The sequence below is a fragment of the Methylobacterium sp. yr668 genome, from assembly GCF_900116245.1.
Classification (GTDB): Bacteria; Pseudomonadota; Alphaproteobacteria; order Rhizobiales; family Beijerinckiaceae; genus Methylobacterium.
Map to the genome: position 1 here is coordinate 182,930 of NZ_FOZY01000005.1, position 23,232 is coordinate 206,161.

Genomic DNA, 23,232 nt, shown 5'->3' on the forward strand with positions numbered 1-23,232 from the left:
AAGCGGCGGCCCTATCGACGCCGGCCGTGACCAGAATGGGACGGCCCCGTGATCCAAGCGTGGCACGGTCAAGGAAGGGTTAACCCTCCCACTTAGGGCCCCGTTAACGCCGCCGACCGGCGGCCGACCGGCCGCGCGCGGGACGACGGCGGGGCGATGTTGTCGCATTCGGGTTGGAACGGAGCACCGCCGAGCCAGTTAGGTACGGCCCCGGGGGGGTGAATTCCCGTCTCAGGACGGACCCTTCAAGACGCCACCCGCGTCCGCACAAGGACATCAGTTTCCGATGAGCATGCAGTCCGGTCGCCGCGTCGGTGTCGCCTTCGTTGGCATGGGAGGCGCCGTCGCCACCACCGCCATCGCCGGCATCGAGATGATCAAATCCGGCTCCAACCGTCTCGACGGGCTGCCGCTCGCCGGTCTCTCCGTGGCCGGCATGGCCGACTACAAGGACCTCGTCTTCGGGGGCTGGGACCTGAACGGCGACGACCTCGCCTCCGCGGCGAGCGGGCACGGCGTGCTCTCGAAGGACGACATCGAGAACGGCGCCCAGGTCCTGAAGGGCATCACGCCCTGGCCGGCGGTCGGCAGCGCGAAGTTCTGCAAGAACATCGACGGTCAGAACCGGATCGTCGCCAAGGACCACCGCGAGGCGGTCTCGGTGATCGCCAACGATCTCCGCCGCTTCCAGAAGGAGAGCAACCTCGACGACGTGGTCGTGGTGAACCTCGCCTCCACGGAGCGCTGGCCCGATCTCAGCGACCCGACCCTGAACTCCACCGCCGCCTTCGAGAAGGGCCTGGATTCGAGCGACGAGGCGATCTCGCCGGCGATGCTCTACGCCTACGCGGCGATCAAGAGCGGCATCCCCTACGCCAACTTCACCCCGAGCGTCGCCGCCGACGTCCCGGCGCTCCTCGACCTCGCCAAGGAGCTGAACGTCCCGGTGGCCGGCAAGGACGGCAAGACCGGCCAGACCATGATGAAGACGGTGCTGGCCCCCGCCTTCAAGGCGCGCGCCCTCCACGTCGACGGCTGGTTCTCGACGAACATCCTGGGCAACCGCGACGGCCTCGCCCTGAACGATCCGAACTCGCTGCAGTCGAAGCTCAACACCAAGGGCACGGTGCTCGACTCGATCCTCGGCTACCCGGTCGAGGACCACCTCGTGCACATCCACTATTACCGCCCGCGCGGCGACGACAAGGAGGCCTGGGACAACATCGACGTCACCGGCTTCATGGGCCAGCGGATGCAGATCAAGGTCAACTTCCTCTGCAAGGACTCGATCCTGGCCGCCCCGCTCGTCATCGAGATCGCCCGCGTCCTCGACCTCGCGAGCAAGCGCGGCGACGGCGGCGTGCAAGAGCAGCTCTCGACCTTCTTCAAGGCGCCGATGGTCAAGAACGGCCACGGTCCGGAGCACGCCTTCGGCAAGCAGGAGCAGATGCTCCGCGACTGGCTGGGCGTGCACTAGGCTTCGTCAGAACCAGGGGGCGGCTTTTCGGAACGAGACGATGCCAAGCGAGACTGAGCCGCCCCGTTCCGGCGCCGCCGCGCCGGAAGCGCTGCGCGACCTTCTGGTCGAGATGAACGACCTCAAGCGCGTCCGCTCCGCGGGCCGTACGGGCTCGATCGCCGAGCGGCTGTTCGCGCAGGGCTGGGGGCTGCTGACCGGCGGCGCCGCGCCGGACGACGTCGCCCTCGACATCGCGGCCGTCACGCTGGCCGCGACGCGCCTCTGCGACCTCGACGCGGCCTTCCTGACCGCGGCGGGGCTCTCGGACGAGGCCGCCTCCGCGGTGCTGGTGGCGGGGTTCGACGCCGTCACCGGAGAGCTCGATCCGGACCTCCGCGACCGCCTGCGCGCGCGGCTCGCGCCGCGTCCGGCCGGCCGGCCCGGGCCGCTGCCGGGCTTCGTCGGCGCCCTGGCGCAGCAGCCGCGGGCGGGCGTCACCTGCCCCGGCCGCGCCCGGATCCTGCTGGAGCCGCCGGAGAACCACGCCGAGCACTGCCTGATCGTGGCGGTCTACGGCGTCTGCCTCAGCCCGTTCTACCGGGCCGATCCCGGCACCGTGTTCCTGGCCGCGATGGCCCACCACTTCCACAACGCCGCCATGCCGGATGCCGGCTTTACCGGCGAGATGCTGCTCGGCGACCATCTCGGCCCGATCATGGCCACCACCACCGCGTGGGCGCTCGCCGAGCTCGACGCGCCCCTGCGGGCCCAGGTCGAGCGCGCCCGGGCGGTGCTGCCCGACGACGCCACCGCCGAGGGCCGCGCCTTCCACGCGGCCGACTGCATCGACCGCGTCCTCCAGATCGCCCAGCACCTGCGCGGGGCCTCGACCACGTTGGGGATGGTGCTCGACGAGTGGGAGCTGGTCCATGCCGGCCCGGTGAAGGGCTTCCACGATCGTGTCCTCGCCGACATGCGCATCCCTTGATCGCCGGACCCGGTCGCCCATCTGCCCGGGCGGCCCCGAGAACCATGATCCCGTTCGAACTCAAATCGCCGGACACCGGCAACCCGCTGAAGGCCGACGGCCCGCACGCCCTGCGCGACGCGGAGACCGGCGCGCGCTGGCCCGTGATCGACGGCATCCCGTACCTGCGGATCAACCGCGCGGCCCTGGTGGAGCGGGTGCTCGCCCATCTCGACGCCGGCGAGCCCGACGAGGCGCTGGCCGCGCTGCTGGTCGATCAGGACGATTGGTGGAACGGGCCGCCGGCCGATCCCGCCGGGATCATCCGCCTGATCAAGACGCGCCGCGAGGCGACCCTCCGCGAGGCGGTCGAGCTGCTCGGCTGGGGCCGCGTCGGCGACTACTTCCTGCACCGCTGGAGCGACCCGACCTTCCTGGCCGGCCTGTCGCTGCTGGAGGCGCACTGGAACGAGCCGGTCTGCGTCTTCGAGTTCGCCTGCGGCATCGGCCACTACCTGCGCGAGCTGCAGCGGCGCGGCTGCAAGGTCGCCGGCGCCGACGTGGTCTTCGCCAAGCTCTGGGTCGCGCGCCACTGGGTCGTGGCCGAGAAGGCGCAGCTCGTCTGCTTCGACGCCGGCTCGCCCCACTGGCCGATCCCTGGGGCGCCGGTCGACCTCGTCGTCTGCAACGACGCCTTCTACTTCCTCGACGACAAGGCGGCGCTCCTCGAGAACCTCCGCCAGAACGCCGGTGACGACGGCTGGCTGGCGCTGAGCCACATCCACAACCGCGACTGCCCGGGCTTCTCGGCCGGACGCGCGGTGACGGCCGAGGAGATCGCCGAGTTCTTCCCCGACGCCCTGGTCTACGACGACGCGGAGCTGACCCGGGCGCTGGTCGAGGCGCGGGCGCCGGGCCCGCAGGACCCCGCCGCCCTGCGGAGCTGCGAGGCGTTCTCGGTGGTGTGCGGTCCCGGGATGCGCCCGGCGCCGCGCGCCCTGGTCGACGGCCTGACCCTGCCGAAGCCCGGCACCGTGCTTCGGCTCAACCCACTCTACGTGCCCGAGGGCGGCGGTTACGTCATCCGCTGGCCCTCTGAGCGCTACGAGGCGGAGTACGCCCCCCGCGCAACGTACCCGCTGCACTCCCCGGGACCGGAGTCGCTGACCTTCGACGAAAGCCTCGATGCGTCGGAAACGCAGCGCGTGCGCGTGCGCGAGTTCGTCGACCTGCCGGAGCGGTGGTGATGGACGCGGTCGGCTGGGGCATCGTCGGCTACGGCTGGGTCGCCCGCGACTACATGGAGCCCGGCATCCGCGCGGCCGGGCACCGGCTGGTGGCGGTCAGCGATCCGAACCCGGAGAGCCGCGCGGCCGCCGAGCGGGCCGGTGCCCGCGTCCACGCCGATCTCGCCGGCCTGATCGCCGAGCCCGCGGTCGAGGCGGTCTACGTGGCGACGCCGAACCACCTGCACCGCGGCGCCGTCGAGGCGCTGGCCGCTGCCGGCAAGGCGATCCTGTGCGAGAAGCCCATGGCGGCGACGCTGGCGGATGCCGAAGCCATCGCGCACGCCGTCGACTCCCAGAAGATCTTCTACGGGACGGCCTTCGACCAGCGGCACCACCCGGCCCACCGGACGATCCGGGCGCAGGTCGAGGCCGGCCGGCTCGGCACCGTGACGGCGGTGCGGATCGTCTACGCCTGCTGGCTCGGTCGCGACTGGTCGGAGGCCGGGCAGCCCAATTGGCGGATCGACGCCGCCCAGGCCGGCGGCGGCGCCCTGATGGACCTCGCCCCGCACGGGCTCGACCTCGTGGACTACCTGCTCGGCGAGCCGATCACCACCATCGCGGCCCTGACCCAGACCAAGGCCCAGGATTACGCGGTCGACGACGGCGCCCTGCTGATCGGGCGGACCGCGGGCGGCGCACTGGCGAGCCTGCACGTCGCCTACAATTGCCCCGACGCGCTGCCCCGCCGCCGCCTGGAGGTGGTCGGCACGAAGGGTATGCTCGTCGCCGAGAACACGATGGGCCAGACGGCGGGCGGATCGCTGTCCTTCATCGACGGCGCCAGCGGCCGCACGGAGCCGCTCGCCTTCGACGCCGACAGCTCGCCCTTCACCGAGCAGGTGCGCGCCTTCGGCTCGGCCCTGCGCCGGCCCGAGGAGCGGGCCGCGTACGCGGCGTCCAGGGACCTTCACACGATGCGGCTCGTCGCCCGCGCCTACGGGCAAGGGTAGCGAGCACAGGATACGCAGCCACGGAACCACACTCCGGCATCTCCCACCCACGCCCTCATCCTGAGGTACCCGCGTCAGCGGGCCTCGAAGGAGGGCTCCAGGAATCGCGCGTCCGACTGGAGCCCTCCTTCGAGGCCTCCGCTGCGCTTCGGCACCTCGGGATGAGGGGATGAATGGGAGGGGGTGCGGCGCACGGTTCGAGGAAGACGGGAACACGACGTGACCAACGCAGACGCCTTCCACGACCAAGACGACCGCGCCCGCCACGAGCGGATCAAGGCGCCGCGCCCCTACCGTTTCGGCGCCAAGCGGCCGATCGAGGGCCTGCCCGAGACCTTGCCCGACCCGGTCAGGGCCTATCTCGACGTCCTGCCGGAGGGGCGCGTCGTCGGCTTCCCGCTGGCGCCCCTCGACCGCACCGGCATCCCGGTCTGGTTCGTGGCCCTGTTCCTCGACGACCCGTTCTTCGTGGGCGCGATGCCGTCGGGCATCGGCTACGGCGCCACCGACGACGAGGCGCTGATCGGCGCCGTGGCGGAGATCGCCGAGAACCTGATGCCGTCCCTCGCGGTGCTGCCCCGCGCGAAGGAGCGGGCGAGCTATACCGATCTCGCCCGCGTCTACGGCGCCAAGTCGGTCGCCGACCCGCTGACCCTGTGCCTGCCCGCCGGGTCCCCGGTCGGCCGCGACACGGTGCTCGAGTGGACGCCCGCGATCCGCCACGCCACCGGCGAGATCGTCCTGATGCCGCTCGACGTCGCCGCCACCGACTATTTCGAGCTGTCGGAGGGCTACAAGCCCTTCACCAACCTGATCACCAACGGCCTTGGCGCCGGGCCCGACGTGCCCTTCGCGCTGGGCCACGGCGTGCTGGAGCTGCTCCAGCGGGACGGCAACGGCCTGCTGTTCCGGGCCCTCGACCAGGGCGTGATGCTCGACCTCGACGGCATCGGCCCGGAGAACGCCGCCATGCTGGCCCGGCTGAAGGCGCTGGGCATCCGCGCGCTGCCGAAATTCGCCACCGACCAGTTCGGGCTGACCAACCTCTACGTCGTCGGCTACGACGAGGATCCGGCGCGCACCCCGGCGCCGATCGCCCTCTCGGCCTGCGGCGAGGCCTGCGACCCGGACCGGGAGCGGGCGCTCCGCAAGGCGCTGCTGGAGTTCCAGGCCGCGCGGGTGCGCAAGACCTTCGGGCACGGTCCCCTCGACATGGCCGCCACGGTGACGCCGCCCGGCTACGTCGACGCCTTCATCCAGAAGGCGCTGCCCAGCCTGGACCTCGAGGAGAGCCGCGCACTCCAGGCCATGCTCGAATGGATCGAGATGCCGGCGGCCGACCTGCGCGGCGTGCTGGCCGACACGGTCTACTCGGAGCGGAGCACCAAGCGCTTCGCCGAGCTGCCCTCTACCCCGGCCGGCGACGGCCACGCCCGGGGGAAGATCGCCTGCGACCGGCTGCTCGAGGCCGGGTTCGACGTGCTCTACGTCGACTGCACGCCGCCCGGGGGCGGGGTCGGCGTGGTCAAGGCGATCGTGCCGGGGCTCGAGGTCGAGACCATGAGCTACTACCGGATCGGCGAGCGCAACACGAAGAAGCTCCTCGACCGCGACCATCCGCTGATCAAGTTCGGCGCCGAGAGCGAGACCCTGCGGCCGGTGCGCCTCACGCCGGAGGCCCTGGAGCGGTTCGGCGGCCAGCCGCTGTTCGACGTGGCCCTGGCCGAGCGGATCGTCGGGCGGCACTATCCGCTCTACCGCGAGCCGGAATCGCACCACGCGCCGTTCCGGCTCGCCCAGCGAAAGGGGAGGGCGGCGTGACGCTCCGGTTCGCCTACAACACCAACGGCGCGGCCAACCACCGCCTCGACGACGCGCTCCACCTGATCAAGGCGGCGGGCTACGACGGCGTGGCGCTCACCCTCGACATCCACCACCTCGACCCCTTCGCCGACACCTGGGCGGCGGAAGCCGGCCGGGTGGCGAGCCTGCTGGAGAAGCTGGAGCTGACCTGCGTCATCGAGACGGGCGCCCGCTTCCTCCTCGATCCGTCCGCCAAGCACGAGCCGACGCTGGTGACCGCCGACGCCGCGGGCCGCGCCCGGCGGGTCGGCTTCCTCAAGCGGGCGATCGAGATCGGCGCCATGCTCTCCGCCGAGGCGGTCTCGTTCTGGGCCGGCGTTCCGAAGCCGGGCGTGGATCCCGGCGAGGCCCGGCGCTGGCTGGAGGAGGGGCTGCACGAGGTCGCCTCGTTCGCCGCCGAGGCCGGTGTCGTGCCCTGCCTGGAGCCCGAGCCCGGCATGCTGATCGAGACGCTCGACGACTACGCTTCCCTCTCCGTGCCGGGCTTGAAGCTCGCCCTCGACACCGGCCACTGCCTCGTCACGGGCGAGCGCGAGCCGGCGGCCGCCGTGCGGGAATTCGCCGACCGGATCGGCACCGTGGCGATCGAGGACATGAAGCGCGGCAGCCACATCCACCTGCCGTTCGGCGAGGGCGACATGGACGTGCCGGGTGTCCTGGAGGCCCTGGAGGCGGTCGGCTTCGGCAAGCTGATCTGCGTCGAGCTGTCCCGCGAGAGCCACCGGGCCGACGTGATGATCCCGCAGGCGCTGGACTATCTCCGCGGCTGTCGGCGCCCCGGCCCGGTCCTGGCCGGCGAGCAGGAGACGCGGCGGCAATGGCAGTGAGAGCCGAACCGCGGCGAGGCGAGGATCGGGCACGGGAGAGGGGGCGCCTCGGCGCGTCGCCCGGTCAATGCGAAGGTGCGGCGCGATGAGAATCCTCTTCCTCAGCCGCCGCTATTTCCCGGCGATATCGGGCATGAGCGTCTACGCGCAGAACCTGCTGCGCGAGCTGGTCGGCGCCGGCCACGACGTCACGATGATCTCGCAGTACCGGGGCGACGCCTTCGGCACCCGGGTCTACGGGGGCGGGCCGCCCCCGCCGGTGCCGGGCGTGCGGGTGATCGGCCTGGAGCAGCTCGGCGAGCAGGCGTCGGGCGACTTCGAGCGCGACATCGCCGCGATGGTGGACGCGATCTGCCGCGAGCACGCCCGACAACCCTTCGACATCCTGCACGCGCAATACGGTTACCCGACCGGCTGGGCGGTGCTGCTCGCCGCGCGCGAACTCGGGGTGCCGAGCGTCGTCTCGATCCAGGGTGGCGACGGCCACTGGGTCGGCTCCTGCTGCGAGACCCACCGGGTCGCCATGTGCGAGGTGCTGGCCCACGCCAACGCGCTGCTGATCGGCGGCGCCTCTTTCGTGGACGAGGTCTGCGAGCGGCTCGGGTCGGACCCCGCCCGCTTCACCATCGTGCCCGGCGCGGTCGACACCGACCGGTTCGCGCAGGGCACGCCCGACGGGCTGCCCGCGCCCCATCCGGGCCCGGTGCGGCTGTTCTACCACGGCCGGGTCGACCGCCGGAAAGGCGTGCTCGACTTCATCGAGGCCCTGGCGATCTTGCGCGCGCAGGGCACGCCGTTCGCCGCCACCATCTCGGGGATCGGGCCCGACGTGGACCCGGCCAAGGCGCTCGCCGCCGAGCGCGCCTTCTCGGAGCGGGAGATCGCCTTCACGGGCTACGCCGAGTACGCCACCGTGCCCGACCTCTACCGCCGCGCCGACGTGTTCGTCTCGCCGACCTACGCGGAGGGCTTCTCCAACACGATCCTGGAGGCGCTCGCGGCCGGGCTCGCCACCGTCTCGTGCCACGCGGTCGGCGTCTCGGACTGCCTGCGCGACGGGGAGAACGGGCTGCTGGTGAACCCGGGCGACGTCCCGGCGCTGGCCGCCGCGCTCACCCGGGTCATTGCGGACGCGGATCTGCGCCGCCGCATCGCGACGGCCGGCCTGGAGGAGTGCCGCCGCGTCTACTCGTGGCACGCGGTCGGGCGGCAGATCATGGACGTCTACGCCCGCGTGCGCGGCGAGCGGCCGGCCACCGGCTTCTCGCCGGATCTGCCCCACGATCCGACTTGTCGTTTCCGCGCCGAGCCGCACCTGCTCTGAGCGCGCGGGTTGGAACCCATCGAGACCGTCGCACCCCGGACCATGCCCACCGCGCTCGCCCTCTCGCCCCATCTCGACGACGCGGCCTTCTCGTGCGGCGGCCTCCTGGCAAGCCTCGCGCAAGCTGGCTGGCGCGTGGTGATGGCGACCCTGTTCACCGGCAGCGTCGCCGAGCCGAGGGGCTTCGCGCTCGCCTGCCAGCTGGACAAGGGGCTCGGACCGGAGGTCGACTACATGGCCCTGCGCCGGGACGAGGATGTCCGGGCTGCCGCGGCGCTCGGCATCGCGCCGCCCGTCCACCTGCCGTTCCGGGAGGCGCCGCACCGGGGCTACGGCTCGGCGCCGGAGCTCTTCGCCGACACGCGCGCCGACGACGGCGTCGCGGCCGAGCTCGCACCGGCCATCGCGGGGCTGATCGCCGCCGGGAGTCCCGATCTCCTCCTGGCTCCGCAGGCGATCGGCGGGCACGTCGATCATGTCCAGACCGTGCGGGCGCTGCGCGGCCTCGTGCCGGCGCAGCCGATCCTGTGGTGGCGCGACTTTCCCTATACGGTGCGGGAGGCCGCCCCGAAGGCGCCCCTCGCCGACCTGTTCGCCGACCTCGCCGAGCCGGCGATGCGCCTCGCCCCGGAGGCCCAGGCCCGGAAGCGCGCCGCCTGCGCGGCCTATGCCAGCCAGATCGGCTTCCAGTTCGGCGGCGTGGCCGGCCTCGACGCGCGCCTCGCCCGGGAGGAGGGCACCGAGCGCTTCCGCCGGTCGGGCCGCCTCGTCCCGGCGATCCCCGGCCTCGATGCCGGCTGAGCCGCGGGCGCCGAAGGCGCTGGCCGATCCGGAAGCCCTCGCGGCCCGCCGCGCCCTGATCGACAGCCCCCACATCGCACCGATCCGGGCGCTGGCGGCGCGCGTCGCGGCCGAGCGCGGCGCCCCGGTCCCGGCGCCCGACCCCCTGGACGGCGGCGTCGGCGCGCGGATGCTCCTCCTCCTCGAGACCCCCGGCCCGGCGGTCCTGCGCACCGGCTTCGTCACCCGCGACAGCGCGAACGGCACGGCCGCGAACCTGTTCCGCTTCCTCGCCGAGGCCGGGCTCAGCCGGGCCGACACGCTGATCTGGAACGCGGTCCCCTGGCTCATCCACGCCGAGGGCGCCCGCAACCGGGCGCCCCGCCGGGCGGAGGTGGCGGCGGCCGCGCCCTATCTGGCCCCGCTCCTCGACCTGCTGCCGCGCCTCGCCGTGGCGGTGCTGGCCGGCCGCTTCGCCGGCGAGGCCGCGCCCGCCCTCGCGGCGCTCCGCCCCGACCTTCCGGTGATCCGGGTGCCGCACCCGAGCCCGACCTATGTCTGCACCGCGCCGGAGGTGCCGGAGCGGATCCGGCGCGGCCTCGCGGAAGCGGCCGCGATCCTCGATCGGACCTCCGGCTGAGGATAGATCGCCCGTCACGGGCCTGCCTTCCCTGGCCTTGCGCCCCGGTTCGGCCTACATGCGGGGCAACGGGCCGCGGTCCGGGAGATTCCGGCACGGGCTGACGGCCTTCGGGCCGGGCCGCGCAGCCGGAAGGGCGGACGCCGATCGGCATGAATTTTCAGGGACAGCACCGGAGCCCGGCCGAGCCGGTCGAGCCGGTCCAGCACGATGCCGAGGCGGGCTCGAAGCGGAAGAGCCGGCGCAGCCGCTATGCCTGGATCGGCACGGCGGCCAGCATCGTGCTGTTCGCCGTCTCCCTCGGCGTCCTGTGGAAGCTCGTGCAGAGCGTCAGCTGGGCGGAGGTGCGCAGCGCCATCGCGGCGGCGACCGCCGAGCAGCTCGGGCTCGCCTTCCTGTTCGTCGGCATCAGCTACCTGTTCCTGACCGGCTACGACGCGCTGGCCCTGCGCCAGCTCAAGATCAAGGTGCCGTACCGGATCACCGCGCTCGCCTCCTTCACGAGCTACGCGGTGAGTTTCACCCTCGGTTTCCCGCTGCTCACTGCCGGGACGATCCGCTACTGGATCTACGCCCGGCAGGGGCTCTCGACGGCCAAGATCGCCGCGCTCACCGTCATCGCCGGCTTCACCTTCTGGCTCGGCATGGGCGTGGTGCTGGGCCTGAGCCTGATCATCGAGGCCGGCCAGCTCGCCGGCCTCGCCTTCACGTCGATCCGGATCAACCAGGGCGTCGGCCTCGCGGCGCTCGCCCTGGTGCTCGGCTACCTCGCCTGGGTCTCGGCCAAGAAGCGCAGCATCACCGTCAAGCAGTGGCGCCTGGAACTGCCGGGCGCCTCGGTCTCCATCGGCCAGATGATCGTCGGGATCGGCGACGTCTGCGCGGCGGCGGCGGTGCTCTACGTCCTGCTGCCGCAGGAGACGACGCTCGGCTTCACCACCTTCCTGGCGATCTACGTGCTCGCCGCCATGCTGGGGATCGCGTCGAACGCGCCGGGCGGGATCGGGGTGTTCGAGGCGACGATCCTGCTCGCCCTGTCGAGCCTGCCGCGCAACGAGGTGCTGACCTCGCTGCTGCTGTTCCGGGGCTGCTACTACGTCGTGCCGTTCGTGACCGCCCTGGCGATGCTCGGGCTGTACGAGATCGTCAAGCGCGCGGGCGGCGCCCGCGATCCCGGGCCTCCGGAGGGCACGGCCGGCCCGTCCGGCCGGGCGTGGCACGACGAGTCCGAGCCCCGCTGAGCGGCCGGCCGCGCCCGCCATGTCCGGCCGCCTGCGCAGCTCCCCCGCCTGGACCGGCGCCGCGATCGCCGCGGGCCTGCTCGGGCTCGCCACCGCGCTGGCCGGGCGGCTCGATCTCCCGCTGATCCTGATCGGCCTCGCGGCGGTCTGCCTGGGCGGCTGGCTCGGCGGGCGCGGCCGCGAGGCGCCCGCGCCGCGCCCGGCCACCACCACGCCGCGCCACGCCGTCGCCGAGGCGCTGCTCGCCCACGTGCCGGACCCGGTCATCCTGGTCGACCGGCGCACCCTGGTGCTGGAGGCCAATCCCGCCGCCCGGGCGCTCCTGCCGGCCCTCCACCAGGCCCGGCCGCTGTCCTTCGCGCTCCGCGACCCGGAGGTCCTCGACGGCATCGAGGCGGTGCTGAGTTCGGGCCTCCCGCGCCGCGTCGCGCTGTCGACCCGGGTGCCGCTGGAGCGGACCTTCGATGTCCAGATCGGCGCCCTGCCGATGCCCGACGGGTCCGGCGTCAGCGCGCTGCTGTTCCTGCGCGACCTCACCGCGGCCCGGCGCCTGGAGGCGATGCGGGTCGACTTCGTCGCCAACGCCAGCCACGAGCTGCGCACGCCGCTCGCCACCCTGATCGGCTTCATCGAGACCCTGCAGGGGCCGGCCCGCGACGACGCGCAGGCCCGGGAGCGCTTCCTGGAGATCATGCGCGTCCAGGCCCTGCGGATGACGCGGCTGATCGACGACCTGCTGTCGCTGTCGCGGATCGAGCTGCGCGAGCACGTCGCCCCCACCGCGGTGGTCGATCTCGGGGCGCTCGCCCGCCAGATGGTCGACGCCCAGGGCCCGCCCGCCGAGGCGCGGGGCGCCACGATCCGGCTGGAGGAGGGGGCGGGGCCCTACGCGGTCCCCGGCGACGCCGACGAGCTGGCGCGGGTGATCGAGAACCTGATCGAGAACGCCGTGAAGTACGGCGGCGGTCGGATCAGCGTCGGGCTCGCCCGCGAGGACGACCCGCGCCTCGGGCGCCGCGTCGTCCTGTCGGTGGCCGATGACGGGCCGGGCATCCCGCCCGAGCACATCCCGCGGCTGACGGAGCGCTTCTACCGGGTCGACGTCGCCTCGAGTCGCGCCCGCGGCGGCACTGGGCTGGGGCTCGCCATCGTCAAGCACAGCCTCAATCGCCACCGCGGCCGCCTCGCCATCGAGAGCGCGGCCGGCGAGGGGACGACCGTGCGGGTCAGCCTGCCCGAGTACGGCGCCGCGCCGCCTCGGTTCGCGGCCGATCAGGCCGGCCCGGTATAGGGGCCGATCCCGAGCCCGGCCTCGACGCGCCCGACCCAGGCGCGGATCGCCGGGTAGTCCGTCAGGTCGAAGCCCCCCTCGTGGGCCATGCGCGTGTAGGCGACGAGCGCCACGTCGGCGAGGGTCAGGGTCTCGCCCGCCATGAAGGCCGAGCGCCCGAGGGTGTCCTCCATCAGCCGCAGGGCGTCGGCGCCGCGCTCGGCGAGCTTCGGGTCGAGATCCTCGGGCGCCCGCTTGAGGTAGTGGAGCTGGTAGCGGCGGACCGCGATGTAGGGCTCGTGGCTGTACTGCTCCCAGAACATCCACTGCAGCATCCGGGCGCGGGGCAGGGGCTCCGCGGGGACCAGCGCGGAGCCCTCCGCGAGGTAGACGATGATCGCGTTCGATTCCGACAGCACGGTGCCGTCGGGCAGGACGACGATCGGCACGCGGCCGGCGGGGTTCAGGGCGAGGAACTCGGGTTTGCGCGTCCCGCCGCCCGGGACGTCGACGTCGCGCCAGACCGCCGGGATGCCGAGATGCGCCGCGACCCATTTGACCTTGAGGCAGTTGCCGGAACCCGGGTCGCCGTAGATCGTCAGCGGCTCGCTCATCGGTGTCCCCGTCGCTCCGGTGGGCGGTGACCTTGGCCGGACGGGCGCGATTCGACAACGGCCGCGGCCCGCATCGACCGGCCGGATCCGGAGCCTTGCCCGCGAACCCTTGACCTTCCCATCATGGGAAGCTCCATCTGACCGGGCATGGATGCTTCCAACCGGACCACCGCCATGTCGAGATCCGTCGCCCTGACCCTCCCCGTCACGGGCATGTCCTGCGCCTCCTGCGTCGGCCGCGTCGAGCGCGCCCTCGCGGCGCTGCCCGGCGCCCGTGACGTGGCGGTGAACCTCGCCACCCACCGCGCCAGCCTCGTCCTCGACGGGGCGACGAGCCCGGGCGACGTCGCGACGGCGCTCGCGGATGCCGGCTACCCCGTCCCAGAGACGCAGAGCCTGCTGGCCGTGGACGGGATGTCCTGCGCGAGTTGCGTCGGCCGCGTCGAGCGGGCGCTGGCCGCCGTGCCGGGGGTGACCGGCGCCAGCGTCAACCTCGCCGCCGGCCGGGCCGCGATCCGCCATCCCGAGGGGGTGGTGCCGATGGACGCGCTGGTGGCGGCCGTGGAGGCGGCCGGCTACGTGGCCCGGCCGGTCGAGGCCGGCCACCCGGTCGACCCTTCCGCCCGTCAGGCGGAGGAGGGGCGCGCCCTGCGCCGCGACCTGATCGTCGCCGCCCTGCTGTCGGTTCCCGTCGTGGTCCTCGACATGGGCGGCCACCTCCTGCCCGCGCTGCACGGCGGCCCGGTGACGGCCCTGGTCCAGGCCGCGCTGGCCACCCTGGTCCTCGCCGGCCCGGGGCGGCGCTTCTTCCTGCGCGGCGTCCCGGGCCTCCTGCGCGGCCATCCCGACATGAACGCCCTGGTCGCCCTCGGGGCCGGCGCCGCCTACCTGTACTCCCTGGTCTCGACCCTGGCTCCGCACCTCCTGCCGGCCGGGGCGGCGCACCTCTATTTCGAGGCGAGCGTCCTGATCGTCACGCTGATCCTGCTCGGCCGGACGCTGGAGGCCCGCGCCAAGGGGCGCACCGGCCAGGCGATCGCGCGGCTGATGGACCTGACGCCGAAGACCGCCCGGGTCGTGCGCGACGGCGCGGAGACCGAGGTTCCCCTCGACGCCCTCCGCCTCGGCGACGTCGTCCGGGTGCGTCCGGGCGAGCGGGTGGCGGCGGACGGCGCCGTGGTCTCCGGCACCAGCCACGTCGACGAGAGCATGGTGACGGGCGAGCCGGCGCCGGTGCGCAAGAGCCCGGGCGATCCCGTGGTCGGCGGGACGCTCAACGGCCGCGGCAGCCTCGACCTGCGGGTCGAGGCCGTGGGGGGCGCCACCGTGGTGGCGCAGATCGCCGCCATGGTGGAGCGCGCCCAGGGCGGCAAGCTGCCGATCCAGGCGCTGGTCGACCGCGTCACCGGGCGGTTCGTCCCGGCGGTGATCGGCATCGCCGCGGTGACCTTCCTGGCCTGGCTGGCGCTGGCACCGGCCCCGGCGCTGGGTCCGGCCCTGGTCAACGCCGTCGCGGTGCTGATCATCGCCTGCCCCTGCGCCATGGGGCTGGCGACGCCGACCGCCATCATGGTCGGCACCGGGCGCGCAGCGGCGCGCGGCGTGCTGTTCCGCGACGGCGCGGCGCTGCAGGGCCTGCGCGACGTGCGGGTGGTGGCCCTCGACAAGACCGGCACCCTGACCGAGGGCCGCCCCCGGCTCACCGAGATCGTCCCGGCCGCGGGCGTCGCGGAGGACGCGGTGCTGGCCCTCGCCGCCGCGCTGGAGACCCGCTCCGAGCACCCGCTGGCCGGCGCCGTCGTGGCGGCGGCCCGCGAGCGCGGCCTGGACCTGCCGGAACCGGACAGCTTCGAGGCGGTGGCAGGCTTCGGGATCTCCGGACGGGTCGCGGGCCGGGCCGTGGCCCTCGGCGCGCCGCGCTACCTGGAGCACCTCGGCGTCGCCCTCGACCCGGATCTCGCCGCCCGGGCCGAGGCGCTGGCGGGCGCGGGGCGGAGCCCGATCCACCTCGTCCTCGACGGGCGCCACGCCGCGATCCTGGCGGTGGCCGATCCCGTGAAAGCCGGCGCCCGCGCGGCGGTCGCGGCCCTGAAGGCGCGCGGCCTCGCGGTGGCGATGGTCACGGGCGACGATCCCGTCACCGCCGCCGGCGTGGCGCGGAGCCTCGGCATCGACGCCGTGGCCGCCGGGGTGCTGCCCGGCGGGAAGGTCGAGGCGGTTCAGCGGTTCCGGGCGGAACACGGGCCGGTGGCCTTCGTGGGCGACGGCATCAACGACGCGCCGGCGCTGGCCGAGGCCGATGTCGGACTGGCGATCGGCACCGGCACCGACATCGCCGTCGAGAGCGCCGACGTGGTGCTGATGTCGGGCGATCTGGAGGCCCTGGTCGAGGCCCTGGCGCTGTCGCGGGCGGTGATGGCTAATATCCGCCAGAACCTGTTCTGGGCCTTCGCCTACAACGCCGCGCTGATCCCGGTGGCGGCCGGCGTGCTGGTGCCGTTCGGCGGCCCGGCCCTGTCGCCGATCCTGGCCGCGGGCGCCATGGCCTTCTCGAGCGTGTTCGTCCTGGGCAACGCCCTGCGGCTGCGCCGGGCCGGCGGGCGTCCCGCGGCGGCCGAGGGGCCGGCGCTGGCCGCGAGGCCGGCATGAGCGCGGCGACCCTCACGATCGGCGAGGCGGCGCGCCGGACCGGCGTCTCGGCCAAGATGATCCGCTGGTACGAGGCGACCGGCCTGCTGCCGCCGGCCGCCCGGTCCGAATCCGGCTACCGCCACTACGGCGAGGCGGACCTGCACACGCTGCGCTTCATCCGCCGCGCCCGCGACCTCGGCTTCAGCGTGGACGCGATCGCGGATCTCCTGGCGCTCTGGCGCGACCGCGCCCGGCCGAGCGCCGGGGTGAAGGCGATCGCGCAGGAGCAGATCGCCGATCTGCGCCGCCGCATCGCCGAGATGGAGGGCATGGCCCGGACGCTGGAGCACTTGGCGGAGGCCTGCTGCGGCGACGCGCGGCCGGACTGCCCGATCCTGGACGACCTCGCCGCGGGCGACCATCCACCCGCGCCGCGGCGGCGCGGGCGCGGGATCACGGGGCGGGGTGCGGCGTGAGCGGGACGCCGCGGATACCGAGCTTGGCCGTTGACGGCGGCTCTGGCCCCGGCTTTGCTGGTCCGGCCCACCCGCAAAGGCCACGAGAGCCCCGCCCCGATGCCCGTCCTCGAACGGATCCGCGCTTTCGCCGACACGATGACGGCGTGGCGGCACGACCTGCACGCCCATCCCGAGCTGCTCTACGACGTCGACCGCACCGCCGGCTTCGTCGCCGAGACGCTGCGGTCCTTCGGCTGTGACGAGGTCGTCACCGGCATCGGTCGGACCGGGGTGGTGGGCGTCATCCGCGGCCGGGGACGCAGCTCCAACCGTGCCATCGGCCTGCGCGCCGACATGGACGCCCTGCCGATCCAGGAGGTGTGCGACCTGCCCTACCGCTCCACCGTGCCGGGCAAGATGCACGCCTGCGGCCACGACGGTCACACGACCATGCTCCTCGGCGCCGCCAAGTACCTCGCCGAGACCCGGGATTTCGACGGGGCGGCCGTGCTGATCTTCCAGCCCGCCGAGGAGGGTGGCGGCGGCGGCGAGGCGATGGTCGACGACGGAATGATGGAGCGGTTCGGGGTCGAGTCGGTCTACGGGATGCACAACATCCCCGGCATGGCGGTCGGCACCTTCGCGATCCGGCCGGGGCCGATCATGGCCTCGACCGATCGCTTCACGATCACGATCGAGGGACGGGGCGGCCATGCGGCCCTGCCGCAGAACGCCGTCGACAGCGTGCTCGTGTCGAGCCACGTGATCATCGCCCTGCAGAGCATCGTGTCGCGCAACCTCGACCCGGTGCAGTCGGCCGTGGTCTCGGTCTGCGCGCTGGAGGCCGGCGAGGCCTTCAATGTCCTGCCGCAGACCGTCACCATGCGCGGCACCATGCGCACGCTGTCCCAGGCCGTGCGCGGCGAGATCAAGGCGCGGATCGAGACCCTGGTGGCCGAGATCGCCGGCGGCTTCGGCGCGCGGGGCGGGGTCGCGTACGGGGCGAGCTACCCGGTGACCGAGAACCATCCCGCCGAGACCGATTTCATGGCCGGCGTCGCCGAGGCGCTGGTGGGTGAGGAGAACGTCGACCGGACGGTGGCGCCGATGATGACCGCCGAGGACTTCTCCTACATGCTCGCCCGCCGTCCCGGCGCCTACATGTTCATCGGCAACGGCGACAGCGCCTCGCTCCACCACCCGCACTACGATTTCAACGACGCGGCCGCGCCGTACGGGGCTTCCCTGTGGGCGCGCCTGATCGAGACCGGGCTGCCGCGCACCGCCTGAGCGCGCCCCCAGCCGCACCGTCATCGCGCGCGCAGCGACCCAGCCCACGCCGTTAGAGGTTGCGCAGCCTTGGGTCGCTTCGCTGCGCTCGCGATGACGAGAGGCGATCAGCTGCCGTAGCGGGCCTTGAGCAGCGCGTAGGTCAGCCGCGCCGTCTGGACCTCGCCGCCCTCCGGCCGGCCGGGCTTGGCGGAGGGGTTCCAGCCGTAGAGGTCGAAATGGCCGTGCGCCTTCGTGTTGGGCGCGAAGCGCCGCAGGAACAGGGCCGCGGTGATCGCCCCCGCGAACGGGCCGCCCGACACGTTGTTGAGGTCGGCCACCTTGGAATCGAGCAGGCTCGCGTAGGGCGCGTGCAGCGGCATGCGCCAGACCGGGTCGATCGCCGCCCGGCCGGCCCGCGCCACTGCCTCGGCCAGCGCGTCGTCCTCCGTGAAGAAGGCCGGCAGGTCCGGCCCGAGGGCCACCCGGGCCGCGCCGGTCAGGGTCGAGAAGTCGAGGATCAGGTCGGGGGAATCCGCGTCCGCGAGGGCGAGCGCGTCGGCCAGGATCAGCCGGCCCTCCGCGTCGGTGTTGCCGATCTCGACGCTGAGCCCGGCCCGGCTCGGCAGCACGTCGCCGGGGCGGAAGGCGTTGCCCGCGACCGCGTTCTCCACCGCGGGGATCAGCAGGCGCAGGCGCAGGTTCAGGCCCGCGCCCATGACCATGTCGGCGGCGGCCAGCGCCGCGGCGGCGCCGCCCATGTCCTTCTTCATCAGCAGCATCGCGGCCGACGGCTTCAGGTCGAGGCCGCCGGTGTCGAAGGCGACGCCCTTGCCGACCAGGGTCACGCGCGGCGCGTCCGCCGGCCCCCAGGTCAGGTCGATCAGCCGCGGGGCCCGGGGCGACGCGGCGCCGACCGCGTGGATCAGCGGGTACCCCTCGGCGAGAGCCGCGCCTTCCGTGACGGCGACGGAGGCGCCGTGGCGCGCGGCCACCGCCCGGGCGGCCGCCTCGATCTCGGCGGGTCCGAGATCGTTGGCCGGCGTGTTGACGAGATCCCGGCCCAGCGCCACCGCGGCGGCGACCCGCTCCACCTCGGCCGCGTCGATGCCGGCGGGCGCCGCGAGCCGGGCCTTCGTGCCGCCGCCGGACCGGTAGCGGCCGAAGCGGTAGCTCCCCATCAGCCAGGCGAGGGCGGCCTCGGCCGGCTCGGGGGCGTTGTCCAGGCGGAAGGTCCCCTCCGGCAGCAGCCCCGGCAGCTTGCCGGCGAGGAGCCTGTCGTAGGCCGCGGCCTCCGGATCGCCGAGGCCGAACAGGACCCGCGCGAGGCCGCCGTCCGGGCCGGGCAGGAGCGCGAGGCTGCCCGCCTTCGGCTTGAAGCCGATGGCCCTGGCGAAGCTCTGCTGAGCGGGCTCCAGGCCGGACTCGACCGCCGCCCAGCCCCCGGTGGTGACCAGCGTCACCGGTACGGCCTGGGTGTCGCCGGGCAGGAGCCCGCGGATCGTCGCCGGAATCTCGGCCTGGGTCATGTGCCTCTCGCGTGCCGCCCGGACCGGCGGCTTAACCGGTGATTAGGGTTAACGCTCTATCACCGGCCGGCCGGGAGCGTGAAGCGCGTGCCATCGCGTCCGGTCCCGATGCCGGCGGAGCGCACCATGATGACGGCCCTGTTCCGGGTCACCCGATCCCAGGCACGCCCCGGACGCCGCGCCGCCCTCGCGGCCGCCGTCGTCGCGCTGGGCCTGGCCGGCTGCAACACCCGCTCGCCCGAGACGACCGGGTCGATCGGCCCCCTCGGCGGGCCGTCCGCGGCCGCCGCGGCGCCCTCGCGGCAGGACATCGACCGGCTGGCCGAGCGCTACAACGCCGACCCCGCCGACGGGCGCACGGCGATGGCCTACGCCCGCGCCCTGCGGGCCACCGACCAGATCGGCCAGGCCTCGGCGGTGCTGCAGCAGGCCGCCCTGCGCAACCCGCGCGACCAGGCCCTGCTCGGTGCCTACGGAAAGTCGCTGGTCGAGGCGGGCCGCTTCCGCGAGGCGATCGACGTGCTCTCCAACGCGCACACGCCCGCCAATCCCGACTGGCGCATCCTGTCGGCGCAGGGCTCGGCCTCCGCCCAGCTCGGCGAGCAGGCCCGCGCCCAGGGCTTCTACGAGGCCGCCCTCAAGATCCGCCCGAACGAGCCCTCGCTCCTGTCCAATCTCGGCCTGTCCTACGCGCTGTCGCGCAACCTCGATCAGGCCGAGCAGACCCTGCGCCTCGCCGCCGACCAGCCCGGCGCCGACGCGCGGGTGCGGGCCAACCTCGCCATGGTGCTCGGCCTCAAGGGCCGCTTCGCCGATGCCGAGGCCGTCCTGCGCCGCGACATGAGCGCCGAGGAGGCGGCCACGAACGTCGCGTCCCTGCGCAGGCTCGCGGCCCAGCCGAATCGGTCGAAGGCCCTGTCCGTCGCGGGCGTGCCCGGGCAAGGGTAGGGCGCCCGCGCCACGCGACACCCGCCCTTCTGCGGGCTCGCGGACGTACGCAGCAGCACCGGCAACACCCGTGCGGCTCTCCGCTCCCGCTCGGGAGAGGGGGCCTGTCGCGCTCGGCCGCCACCGTCGATGCCCGCAGGAGATGCGCGAGTCGCCCAGGCCTCCGCGGCGCGCGCCCAGTCGCCGCCACGGTCCCCGACAGGAAAACGCACCTGTCATGACGACCCGGTAGCGGCCAGATTCGAAAAGTTCTATATCCCTCCGCGGCTGCGCCGCGCGGCATCACGGGCGTCCAAATCGCCCCCGCGCATCGTCCTGCCCGGGCACTCCCGGGGCGGCGCGCGCCCGTCGGGCGCTACACAGGCCGAACACGGATCTCGTAGCGCAGGTCTTGCCTGCGCGTGTTCGACAACCCGCAGCGAGGATAGAACCAGCCGTGCCCTCACTCGACAGCTTCAAGGCCCGCCAGACGCTCGAAGCCGGCGGCAAGACCTACACCTACTATTCCATTCCCGCGGCCGAGAAGAACGGCCTCGCCTCGGCGGCCGCGCTGCCCTTCTCCATGAAGGTGATCCTGGAGAACCTGCTCCGCTACGAGGACGACCGCTCGGTCAAGAAGGCCGACATCGAGGCCGCCGTTGCCTGGCTCGACCAGAAGGGCAAGGCCGAGGTCGAGATCGCGTTCCGCCCCTCCCGCGTGCTGATGCAGGACTTCACCGGCGTCCCGGCGGTGGTCGACCTCGCGGCCATGCGCGACGCCATGGTGGCGCTCGGCGGCGACCCGCAGAAGATCAACCCGCTGGTGCCGGTGGACCTCGTCATCGACCACTCGGTGATCGTCGACGAGTTCGGCACCCCGAGGGCGCTGGCCGACAACGTCGCCCTCGAATACGAGCGCAACGGCGAGCGCTACACCTTCCTGAAGTGGGGCCAGTCGGCCTTTGACAACTTCTCGGTGGTCCCCCCGGGCACCGACAACTGCCACCAGGTGAACCTGGAATACCTTGCCCAGACCGTCTGGACGAAGTCGGAGAACGGCGCCGACGTCGCCTATCCCGACTCGCTCGTCGGCACCGATTCGCACACCACCATGGTCAACGGGATGGCCGTGCTGGGCTGGGGCGTCGGCGGCATCGAGGCCGAGGCGGCCATGCTCGGCCAGCCGCTCTCGATGCTGATCCCCGAGGTCGTGGGCTTCAAGCTGTCGGGCAAGCTGCCCGAGGGCACCACCGCCACCGACCTCGTGCTCACCGTCACCCAGATGCTGCGCAAGAAGGGCGTGGTCGGCAAGTTCGTGGAGTTCTACGGCCCCGGCCTCGACGACATGGCGGTCGCCGACCGGGCCACGATCTCCAACATGGCCCCCGAGTACGGCGCGACCTGCGGCTTCTTCCCGGTTGACCAGAAGACCATCGACTTCCTGAAGGTCACCGGCCGCTCCGACGACCGGATCGCCCTGGTCGAGGCCTACGCCAAGGCGCAGGGCATGTGGCGCGACGCCCAGACCCCCGACCCGGTCTTCACCGACACGCTGGAGCTCGACATGGGCGAGGTCCGGCCCTCGCTCGCCGGCCCGAAGCGCCCGCAGGACCGCGTGCTGCTCGACGGCGCCAAGCCCGGCTTCGCCGCCTCGATGGAGACCGAGTTCAAGAAGGCCGCCGACCTCGCGCGCCGCTACCCGGTCGAGGGCACCAACTTCGACATCGGGCACGGTGACGTGGTGATCGCCGCGATCACGAGCTGCACCAACACGTCGAACCCCTCGGTGATGATCGGCGCGGGCCTGCTCGCCCGCAATGCCGTCGCCAAGGGCCTGCGCTCCAAGCCGTGGGTGAAGACCTCGCTCGCGCCCGGCTCGCAGGTGGTCGGCGAGTACCTGGAGAAGTCCGGCCTGCAGGAGCCGCTCGACGCGCTCGGCTTCAACCTCGTGGGCTTCGGCTGCACGACCTGCATCGGCAATTCCGGCCCGCTGCCGGAGGCGATCTCCAAGGCGATCAACGACAACGACGTCGTCGCGGCGGCGGTGCTCTCGGGCAACCGCAACTTCGAGGGCCGGGTGAACCCCGACGTGCGGGCGAACTACCTCGCCTCGCCGCCGCTCGTGGTCGCCTACGCGCTGGCCGGCTCGCTGCAGATCGACATCACCACGGAGCCGCTCGGCCAGGGCTCGGACGGCAAGCCCGTCTACCTCAAGGACATCTGGCCGTCCTCGGCCGAGGTGCAGCAGTTCATCGAGGAGAACATCACCTCCGCGCTGTTCAAGTCCCGCTACGCGGACGTGTTCGGCGGCGACCAGAACTGGAAGGACGTCGAGGTCACCGAGGCCGAGACCTTCGCGTGGAACCCGGGCTCCACCTACGTGCAGAACCCGCCCTACTTCGTCGGCATGGAGAAGACCCCCAAGCCCGTCGAGGACATCGAGGGTGCACGCATCCTCGGCCTGTTCCTCGACTCGATCACCACCGACCACATCTCGCCGGCGGGCAACATCCGCGCGGCCTCGCCGGCCGGCGAGTACCTGCAGTCGCACCAGGTGCGCGTGCAGGACTTCAACCAGTACGGCACGCGGCGCGGCAACCACGAGGTGATGATGCGGGGCACCTTCGCCAACATCCGCATCAAGAACCAGATGGTGAAGGACGCCTCCGGCGGCGTGGTCGAGGGCGGGTGGACGCATTTCCAGCCGTCCGGCGAGAAGATGTTCATCTACGACGCGGCGATGAAGTACGCCGAACAGGGCACGCCGCTCGTGATCTTCGCCGGCAAGGAGTACGGCACCGGCTCGTCGCGCGACTGGGCGGCGAAGGGCACGAAGCTGCTCGGCGTCCGCGCCGTGGTGGCCGAGAGCTTCGAGCGCATCCACCGCTCGAACCTCGTCGGGATGGGCGTGGTGCCGCTGGTCTTCCAGGGCGACACGAGCTGGCAGTCGCTGGGCCTGAAGGGTGACGAGACCGTCACCATCAAGGGCCTCGCCGGCGAGCTGAAGCCCCGCCAGACGCTCACCGCGGAGATCAAGTCCGCTGACGGCTCGGTGAAGCAGGTCCCGCTGACCTGCCGCATCGATACGCTCGACGAGCTCGAGTACTTCCGCAACGGCGGCATCCTGCCCTACGTGCTGCGCTCGCTCGCGGCGTGAGCGTCCGGAGGGCAGCGTCCCCGCTGCCCGCGCG

Annotated in this window: 18 protein-coding genes; 16 read left to right on the top strand and 2 right to left on the bottom strand. The window is 73.1% G+C overall.

The window, feature by feature from the left end:
* The first annotated feature begins 286 nt into the window (after nucleotides 1–286).
* The 11 genes from BM419_RS08765 (at nucleotide 287) to BM419_RS08815 (ending at nucleotide 12,634) form a co-directional block, all read left to right on the top strand.
* Nucleotides 287–1,477, top strand: coding sequence for an inositol-3-phosphate synthase (locus BM419_RS08765; protein WP_056526026.1), 1,191 nt, complete (start codon nucleotides 287–289; stop codon nucleotides 1,475–1,477).
* A gap of 40 nt (nucleotides 1,478–1,517) precedes the next feature.
* Nucleotides 1,518–2,447 (top strand): HD domain-containing protein, encoded by a 930-nt coding sequence (locus tag BM419_RS08770; RefSeq protein WP_091926212.1) that lies wholly within the window; start codon nucleotides 1,518–1,520, stop codon nucleotides 2,445–2,447.
* Between the two features lie 44 nt (nucleotides 2,448–2,491).
* The gene (locus BM419_RS08775; protein WP_091926213.1) at nucleotides 2,492–3,673 is read left to right on the top strand and encodes a class I SAM-dependent methyltransferase; all 1,182 of its coding nucleotides are present in this window, start codon (nucleotides 2,492–2,494) and stop codon (nucleotides 3,671–3,673) included.
* Nucleotides 3,673–4,668: a Gfo/Idh/MocA family protein gene (locus tag BM419_RS08780; RefSeq protein WP_091926214.1), complete on the top strand. Its 996-nt coding sequence runs from the start codon at nucleotides 3,673–3,675 to the stop codon at nucleotides 4,666–4,668. Before BM419_RS08775 ends, BM419_RS08780 begins: the two co-directional genes overlap by 1 nt.
* Nucleotides 4,669–4,887: 219 nt before the next feature.
* Complete coding sequence (locus BM419_RS08785; RefSeq protein ID WP_091926215.1) at nucleotides 4,888–6,489, top strand: YcaO-like family protein; 1,602 nt, start codon at nucleotides 4,888–4,890, stop codon at nucleotides 6,487–6,489.
* Nucleotides 6,486–7,358: a sugar phosphate isomerase/epimerase family protein gene (locus tag BM419_RS08790; RefSeq protein WP_091926216.1), complete on the top strand. Its 873-nt coding sequence runs from the start codon at nucleotides 6,486–6,488 to the stop codon at nucleotides 7,356–7,358. Before BM419_RS08785 ends, BM419_RS08790 begins: the two co-directional genes overlap by 4 nt.
* A gap of 85 nt (nucleotides 7,359–7,443) precedes the next feature.
* Nucleotides 7,444–8,682 (top strand): glycosyltransferase family 4 protein, encoded by a 1,239-nt coding sequence (locus BM419_RS08795; RefSeq protein ID WP_091679479.1) that lies wholly within the window; start codon nucleotides 7,444–7,446, stop codon nucleotides 8,680–8,682.
* A 42-nt stretch (nucleotides 8,683–8,724) separates the two neighbouring features.
* Nucleotides 8,725–9,483 (top strand): PIG-L deacetylase family protein, encoded by a 759-nt coding sequence (locus BM419_RS08800; protein ID WP_091926271.1) that lies wholly within the window; start codon nucleotides 8,725–8,727, stop codon nucleotides 9,481–9,483.
* Nucleotides 9,473–10,102, top strand: coding sequence for a uracil-DNA glycosylase (locus tag BM419_RS08805; RefSeq protein WP_020092581.1), 630 nt, complete (start codon nucleotides 9,473–9,475; stop codon nucleotides 10,100–10,102). Before BM419_RS08800 ends, BM419_RS08805 begins: the two co-directional genes overlap by 11 nt.
* Nucleotides 10,103–10,254: 152 nt before the next feature.
* The gene (locus tag BM419_RS08810) at nucleotides 10,255–11,343 is read left to right on the top strand and encodes a lysylphosphatidylglycerol synthase domain-containing protein (protein WP_020092580.1); all 1,089 of its coding nucleotides are present in this window, start codon (nucleotides 10,255–10,257) and stop codon (nucleotides 11,341–11,343) included.
* Between the two features lie 19 nt (nucleotides 11,344–11,362).
* The gene (locus tag BM419_RS08815) at nucleotides 11,363–12,634 is read left to right on the top strand and encodes an ATP-binding protein (RefSeq protein ID WP_175556283.1); all 1,272 of its coding nucleotides are present in this window, start codon (nucleotides 11,363–11,365) and stop codon (nucleotides 12,632–12,634) included.
* On the opposite strand, the gene BM419_RS08820 is transcribed toward BM419_RS08815, so the two are convergent.
* Nucleotides 12,616–13,227 (bottom strand): glutathione S-transferase family protein, encoded by a 612-nt coding sequence (locus tag BM419_RS08820; protein WP_091926217.1) that lies wholly within the window; start codon nucleotides 13,225–13,227, stop codon nucleotides 12,616–12,618. The two genes, BM419_RS08815 and BM419_RS08820, sit on opposite strands and share 19 nt — an antisense overlap.
* A 174-nt stretch (nucleotides 13,228–13,401) precedes the next feature.
* Here BM419_RS08820 and BM419_RS08825 point away from each other — a divergent pair, with 174 nt between their 5' ends.
* The 3 genes from BM419_RS08825 to BM419_RS08835 all read left to right on the top strand — a co-directional run bounded on the left by BM419_RS08825 (nucleotide 13,402) and on the right by BM419_RS08835 (nucleotide 17,606).
* Nucleotides 13,402–15,876, top strand: a complete 2,475-nt coding sequence (locus BM419_RS08825; protein ID WP_091926218.1) for a heavy metal translocating P-type ATPase — start codon at nucleotides 13,402–13,404, stop codon at nucleotides 15,874–15,876.
* Nucleotides 15,873–16,334 carry a Cu(I)-responsive transcriptional regulator gene (cueR, locus tag BM419_RS08830; protein WP_056526064.1) on the top strand — a complete coding sequence of 154 codons (462 nt, stop codon included), beginning with the start codon at nucleotides 15,873–15,875 and terminating at the stop codon, nucleotides 16,332–16,334. Before BM419_RS08825 ends, cueR begins: the two co-directional genes overlap by 4 nt.
* A 99-nt stretch (nucleotides 16,335–16,433) precedes the next feature.
* A complete protein-coding gene (locus BM419_RS08835) occupies nucleotides 16,434–17,606 on the top strand; it encodes a M20 aminoacylase family protein (protein ID WP_091926219.1) in 1,173 nt (390 codons plus the stop codon).
* Between the two features lie 107 nt (nucleotides 17,607–17,713).
* Here BM419_RS08835 and BM419_RS08840 read toward each other — a convergent pair whose 3' ends face one another.
* On the bottom strand, nucleotides 17,714–19,114 hold the full coding sequence (locus BM419_RS08840) for a leucyl aminopeptidase family protein (protein WP_091926220.1): 1,401 nt from the start codon (nucleotides 19,112–19,114) through the stop codon (nucleotides 17,714–17,716).
* A gap of 126 nt (nucleotides 19,115–19,240) precedes the next feature.
* Between BM419_RS08840 and BM419_RS08845 the strand changes: the two genes are divergently transcribed.
* Both BM419_RS08845 and acnA read left to right on the top strand, forming a co-directional pair.
* Nucleotides 19,241–20,062, top strand: a complete 822-nt coding sequence (locus tag BM419_RS08845; protein ID WP_091679773.1) for a tetratricopeptide repeat protein — start codon at nucleotides 19,241–19,243, stop codon at nucleotides 20,060–20,062.
* 436 nt (nucleotides 20,063–20,498) lie between these two features.
* Nucleotides 20,499–23,198 carry an aconitate hydratase AcnA gene (gene acnA / locus BM419_RS08850; protein ID WP_091926221.1) on the top strand — a complete coding sequence of 900 codons (2,700 nt, stop codon included), beginning with the start codon at nucleotides 20,499–20,501 and terminating at the stop codon, nucleotides 23,196–23,198.
* Nucleotides 23,199–23,232 lie beyond the last annotated feature (34 nt).

Coding starts and splice junctions, on each gene's coding strand:
- BM419_RS08800 (WP_091926271.1), top strand. CDS start 8,725: ATGCCCACCGCGCTCGCCCTCTCGCCCCATCTCGACGACGCGGCCTTC.
- BM419_RS08765 (WP_056526026.1), top strand. CDS start 287: ATGAGCATGCAGTCCGGTCGCCGCGTCGGTGTCGCCTTCGTTGGCATG.
- BM419_RS08805 (WP_020092581.1), top strand. CDS start 9,473: ATGCCGGCTGAGCCGCGGGCGCCGAAGGCGCTGGCCGATCCGGAAGCC.
- BM419_RS08810 (WP_020092580.1), top strand. CDS start 10,255: ATGAATTTTCAGGGACAGCACCGGAGCCCGGCCGAGCCGGTCGAGCCG.
- BM419_RS08780 (WP_091926214.1), top strand. CDS start 3,673: ATGGACGCGGTCGGCTGGGGCATCGTCGGCTACGGCTGGGTCGCCCGC.
- BM419_RS08815 (WP_175556283.1), top strand. CDS start 11,363: ATGTCCGGCCGCCTGCGCAGCTCCCCCGCCTGGACCGGCGCCGCGATC.
- BM419_RS08825 (WP_091926218.1), top strand. CDS start 13,402: ATGTCGAGATCCGTCGCCCTGACCCTCCCCGTCACGGGCATGTCCTGC.
- BM419_RS08820 (WP_091926217.1), bottom strand. CDS start 13,227: ATGAGCGAGCCGCTGACGATCTACGGCGACCCGGGTTCCGGCAACTGC.
- BM419_RS08775 (WP_091926213.1), top strand. CDS start 2,492: ATGATCCCGTTCGAACTCAAATCGCCGGACACCGGCAACCCGCTGAAG.
- BM419_RS08845 (WP_091679773.1), top strand. CDS start 19,241: ATGATGACGGCCCTGTTCCGGGTCACCCGATCCCAGGCACGCCCCGGA.
- BM419_RS08795 (WP_091679479.1), top strand. CDS start 7,444: ATGAGAATCCTCTTCCTCAGCCGCCGCTATTTCCCGGCGATATCGGGC.
- BM419_RS08770 (WP_091926212.1), top strand. CDS start 1,518: ATGCCAAGCGAGACTGAGCCGCCCCGTTCCGGCGCCGCCGCGCCGGAA.
- BM419_RS08840 (WP_091926220.1), bottom strand. CDS start 19,114: ATGACCCAGGCCGAGATTCCGGCGACGATCCGCGGGCTCCTGCCCGGC.
- BM419_RS08835 (WP_091926219.1), top strand. CDS start 16,434: ATGCCCGTCCTCGAACGGATCCGCGCTTTCGCCGACACGATGACGGCG.
- cueR (WP_056526064.1), top strand. CDS start 15,873: ATGAGCGCGGCGACCCTCACGATCGGCGAGGCGGCGCGCCGGACCGGC.